Source organism: Mycobacterium sp. (assembly GCF_052144515.1).
Taxonomy (GTDB): Bacteria; Actinomycetota; Actinomycetes; order Mycobacteriales; family Mycobacteriaceae; genus Mycobacterium.
Window position 1 is genome coordinate 1 of record NZ_JBKQQD010000314.1, and the last position, 4,736, is coordinate 4,736.

The 4,736-nt window shown below is 64.0% G+C and carries 7 protein-coding genes; 5 read left to right on the forward strand and 2 right to left on the reverse strand.

Features of this window, described 5'->3' with window-relative positions; translation table 11 throughout:
* The coding region (locus tag ACLP9N_RS21415; protein ID WP_442409298.1) for an NUDIX hydrolase at positions 1-579 on the reverse strand (579 nt) is incomplete at its 3' end.
* Between the two features lie 124 nt (positions 580-703).
* Between ACLP9N_RS21415 and ACLP9N_RS21420 the strand changes: the two genes are divergently transcribed.
* Positions 704-1,279 carry a hemerythrin domain-containing protein gene (locus ACLP9N_RS21420; protein ID WP_442394169.1) on the forward strand — a complete coding sequence of 192 codons (576 nt, stop codon included), beginning with the start codon at positions 704-706 and terminating at the stop codon, positions 1,277-1,279.
* 102 nt (positions 1,280-1,381) lie between these two features.
* On the opposite strand, the gene ACLP9N_RS21425 is transcribed toward ACLP9N_RS21420, so the two are convergent.
* A complete protein-coding gene (locus tag ACLP9N_RS21425) occupies positions 1,382-1,708 on the reverse strand; it encodes a PE-PGRS family protein (protein WP_442394170.1) in 327 nt (108 codons plus the stop codon).
* Positions 1,709-1,876: 168 nt separating this feature from the next.
* Between ACLP9N_RS21425 and ACLP9N_RS21430 the strand changes: the two genes are divergently transcribed.
* The 4 genes from ACLP9N_RS21430 (at position 1,877) to ACLP9N_RS21445 (ending at position 4,595) form a co-directional block, all read left to right on the forward strand.
* Entirely contained in the window at positions 1,877-2,143 is a 267-nt protein-coding gene (locus ACLP9N_RS21430; RefSeq protein ID WP_442394171.1) for a YdeI/OmpD-associated family protein, read from the forward strand.
* 108 nt (positions 2,144-2,251) lie between these two features.
* Entirely contained in the window at positions 2,252-3,847 is a 1,596-nt protein-coding gene (gene qcrB / locus ACLP9N_RS21435) for a cytochrome bc1 complex cytochrome b subunit (protein WP_442394172.1), read from the forward strand.
* A 29-nt stretch (positions 3,848-3,876) separates the two neighbouring features.
* Positions 3,877-4,191, forward strand: a complete 315-nt coding sequence (locus ACLP9N_RS21440; protein ID WP_442394173.1) for a hypothetical protein — start codon at positions 3,877-3,879, stop codon at positions 4,189-4,191.
* Between the two features lie 116 nt (positions 4,192-4,307).
* Positions 4,308-4,595: a hypothetical protein gene (locus ACLP9N_RS21445; protein WP_442409299.1), complete on the forward strand. Its 288-nt coding sequence runs from the start codon at positions 4,308-4,310 to the stop codon at positions 4,593-4,595.
* Positions 4,596-4,736: the final 141 nt, after the last annotated feature.

A 4,736-nucleotide genomic window follows, 5' to 3' on the forward strand; every position in this document is an offset into this window, starting at 1 on the left:
CCGCGGGCTTTCCGGGATCGTGATGAATCGCGGCGAGTCTGCACGCTGCAGTTGATGGAGCCCCACTCGGTAGACCGCCACGACCTCGTCGGGCGCCGGTCGGGGGTCCAACCGTCCGCCGCCCCAGATCACCACTGGGGTGATGACGTATCCGGATCGCGTCGGGTAGTCGTCGAGCAGGCCTAAAACGGTCGAATCGGCGAGTTGGATGCCCACTTCTTCGTCCAGCTCCCGCAGTGCCGCGTCGACCGCGCTTTCCCCCGGGTCGACTCGACCGCCGGGCAGTGCCCACTGCGCCGCGTGCGAGCTCAGCCGAGAGGCTCTGCGGCACAACAGGAAAGCGGCACCGCCGGATACGTCGACCATGCGACCGTCGAGGCCGGCCTCCGGCATCGGGCGTCCCGCGAGCCAGTCGTCCACCGGCGCTGGGTCGATCCTGTCCTCCCCGACCTCCGAGTCGACGAGCAGCACCGCGACGGCCGCGTGCCGTTTCGTAGGGTCGGCCACGACGCGACGGTCGTGACTCGCCATACGCTCCCGGATCTGCTCGCGCAGCACCTCGTCGTAGGGGACGGTCATCGTCCGAGCCTAGGCCGACGGACGTCGGTGCCTGGCGGCCTAGCCGCCGAGATGGTGCGTTCTGAAGACTGCTGATTAACTGGTTCTGCCCGCGTGATTCGGTGAGGGGAGGTTGTGAGACGAGATGGCTGACATCACCATGTTGATCCTCGCCGACCATGACTGGTTTCGCGAACAATTCGCCAAGCTGGACTATCTGCAGGCGCAGACGCCGGTGGATACGCGCGCACTCGAACGAGTATGGCGTCCGCTTGCCGACAAGCTGGACGTACACGCCTACATCGAAGAGATGATCTTCTACCCTCAACTACTCCAACGGGGCACCGACGACCCCGAGGGCGAAACGCTCGATGCGATCGGTGATCACAACGACATTCGCGACGGCGTGCGCGACGCAAACGCCGCTGGAACAGCCACCGACGAGTGGTGGGCCGCGGTCGGCCGGACCCGATTGGCCAACGACGACCACATGAGCGAAGAAGAACGGGAAGGACTGGCGGACTTTCGTCGCCACGCCCCGATCGGTCTGCGTGAAGCGCTCGGGCGCCAATACAGCGAATTCATGGCCCGGCATCCGACCACGAAGGGGTTGTCGATCGTCGACCGTGACCCGAAAGAGTACGTCGAGGAACAAGCGCGCGACTCGCGGTCCACGCGCACCGACTTTTCCCTTGGCATCGGCAGCCTGAAGGGCCAATGACGGTCCTGCGCAACGACTCGTGCAGCTCAGCCCGCCATCGACGGACGACTCATGCGGCCTGGGTCACCAGGCGGCATGAGTAGTCGATTGGTGGTTAGGGGATCAGCCGTGGCCGGCGCCGCAGCCGACACCCGGAAGACATCCGGTGCCGCCCGGGACGCCGCCCGGACCCGCGAATTGCCCGCCGGTGCCGCAGCCGACTCCAGGCACGCAGCCTTGCCCGCCCGGACCGCCGCCAGGTCCATTGAACTGCCCGCCCGAGCCGCAGTTGCCGCTGGGGTCACAGCCGCCGCCGCCCGGATCCTGCTTGTAGACAACGTGAGTGGTAGGTGCGGTACCCGCGGGGGCGCCGACATAGGCTTCAGCTGCCGCCACAGGCATCACAGCAATCGCCGCAGCAACAGCCCCGCCAATAAACAGTGGTTTCATGAAATCGAATTTCTGTAGCGTGCGGACGCATATACCCCCTTCCACATGTGTCCAAAACATTCTCAATCGCGGTGATTCACGATGTTGATGACATTGCCGTCCGGTGCCCGCACGAAGAATCGCCGTAAGCTCCCGGCCTCAGCCGGGTAGCGCATTACTCTGGCGGCCATGAGCGGCGACCGGGTTCCCGGCGGAGTCGTACACAAGCTGCCCGCCGACCTGCGCCAGGCGTTGATCGCCAACTCGACGGCGCTAGCTGCCTGGAGGGACATCACGCCGCTGGCGCGCAACGAGTTCATCTGCTGGGTCGATGACGCCAAGCAGGAGGCGACGCGAAAGCGGCGCATCCGCCGGACGCAGGAGGAGCTCGAGGAAGGTCAGCGCCGACCGTGCTGCTGGCCGGGATGCAAGCATCGCGAGCGCACCGGCAGATAAGGCCCGGCTCTTCTAAATAGGCGTAGACTCTTAACTACTACGCTGTGTGGTTATACGCTGCTTAGTAGATACTCGTGGGTCATGAGCAGCGGTTTGGGGATGGTTGTCATGAGCCGACTAGCGGATACCGCGGTGCGCCAAGCCGAAGATATTGATGCGCGATATCACCCATCGGCTGCGGTGCGGCGCCAGCTCAACAAGGTCTTCCCGACGCACTGGTCGTTCCTGCTCGGTGAGATCGCGCTGTACAGCTTCATCGTGCTGCTCATCACCGGCGTATATCTGACGTTGTTCTTCGATCCCTCGATGACCGCGGTCACCTACCACGGCGTCTATCAGCCGCTGCGCGGTGTGGAAATGTCGAAGGCCTACGCGTCGACACTCGACATCAGCTTCGAGGTGCGAGGGGGTCTGTTCGTGCGCCAGGTCCATCACTGGGCCGCGCTGATGTTCGCCGCCTCGATCATGGTGCACCTGGCCCGCGTCTTTTTCACTGGCGCGTTCCGCCGGCCGCGCGAAGCCAACTGGGTCATCGGCTCGCTGCTGCTGATCCTTGCCATGTTCGAGGGCTACTTCGGCTACTCCCTGCCCGACGACCTGCTGTCGGGTACCGGGCTTCGGGCCGCGTTCTCGTCAATCACGTTGGGGATGCCGGTGATCGGCACCTGGCTGCACTGGGCCCTGTTCGGCGGCGATTTCCCCGGCGACATCATCATCCCGCGCCTGTACGGGCTGCACATCCTGTTGCTGCCCGGGATCATTCTGGCGCTGATCGGCGCGCACCTGGCCTTCGTCTGGTTCCAGAAGCACACCCAGTTCCCCGGCCCCGGCCGCACCGAACACGACGTCGTCGGCGTGCGCGTGATGCCGGTGTTCGCCGTCAAATCCGGCGCCTTCTTCGCCCTGACCACCGGCGTGCTCGGCCTGATGGGCGGCCTGCTGCAGATCAACCCCATCTGGAACCTCGGCCCGTACAAAGCCTCGCAGATATCAGCGGGCAGCCAGCCCGACTTCTACATGATGTGGCCGGACGGCCTGGCCCGGCTCTGGCCGGCATGGGAGTTCTACATCGGCCATCACACCATCCCCGCGTCAGTGTGGGTCGCGCTGATCATGGGCCTGATCTTCACCCTGCTGATCATTTATCCGTTCCTGGAGAAGCGGTTCAGCGGCGACTACGGCCACCACAACCTGCTACAGCGTCCGCGTGACGTGCCGGTGCGCACCTCGATCGGCGCGATGGCGATCGCCTTCTACATGGTGCTCACCCTGTCGTCGATCAACGACATCATCGCGTACAAGTTCCACATCTCGCTCAACGCCACCACCTGGATCGGGCGCATCGGCATGATCGTGCTGCCGCCGATCGTCTACTTCATCACCTACCGGTGGTGTGTCGGCCTGCAGCGCAGCGACCGCGCCGTCCTCGAACACGGCGTGGAAACTGGCATCATCAAACGCCTGCCGCACGGCGCCTACACCGAGCTCCACCAACCATTGGGACCCGTCGACGACCACGGCCACCCCGTGCCGCTGGAATACCAAGGCGCCCCGGTACCGGTCAAAATGAACAAGCTCGGGTCCGGCGGCTCCCCCGGCTCCGGCAGCTTCCTGTTCGCCGACCCGGCCTCCGAAGACGCCGCGCTATCTGAAGCCACCCACGCCGCCGAAGTCCGCGCCCTCACCGCACTGCGGGAACGCTAGAGACCTGGGTGCCGTAATACGCTCATCGCATGACGGGAGGGCGAAGCCGGTATCGGGACGACCTGGCCGCTCTACCTCATTACCACGTTATCGCCGAAAACCATGACGGCGAGCTCATTTACAGCGACGAATTCACCTGGCCCGGCGCGCAGGGATTCGCCGCAGACCTGATTGCACCGCCGGCAGGTGCCGCTGTTTACGAGCCGGTAAAGGCGGTGTGGATTATCAAAGGCGAGCCACTATGGTGCCCGCTGGCGCATGGCGACGGCATCCCAGAAGACGAGCAAGCGGCTCCAGGGTTTATCGAGCAAGTGGTACAGCAGCGGCCCTACTGGTCGGCCTAGTTCTCTCACGCAACTTCAGCCGAAGCTCAGCGAGGCGTGCTGGTGCTAGTCGAGAATCAGGGCCACGCTAAGCGAGCGCCGCACACAAATCAAAAGTGGCCGGAAGCGAGCGGATCGTGGAATTCATCTTCAAAGATGAGGCATTCAAGTTCGAGACGTTGCGCGCCGCCGGATTCGCCGGTGACGCAGGCGCTGACATCGGTGAAGTCATCGCGACGACGTCCCAGATCCTCGATGGAGACGAGCAGGGATGGACTAATGCGTGGCGTGCGACCGCTGAGCGCACCGCCGCGCGTGGTGAGACCTCACCGGCGGGCCGCGCGCAACGCGAACGCAACGCAAATAGGTTCGGGATGTTGGGGTTTAGCGTTACGCGCGGCATGGGCAGCGAAGTCCGGCCTTGAACGGTGGCTGGCGACGAGATCGTAATTTAGCAACGAGTAAACAAAATTCGCAGGCAGGTGATGAGAAATGACCGCGATAGATGAACGATTCAGTACGACCACCGCGATCCCCACGGTCGCACTCAATGACGAGGCGCAGAT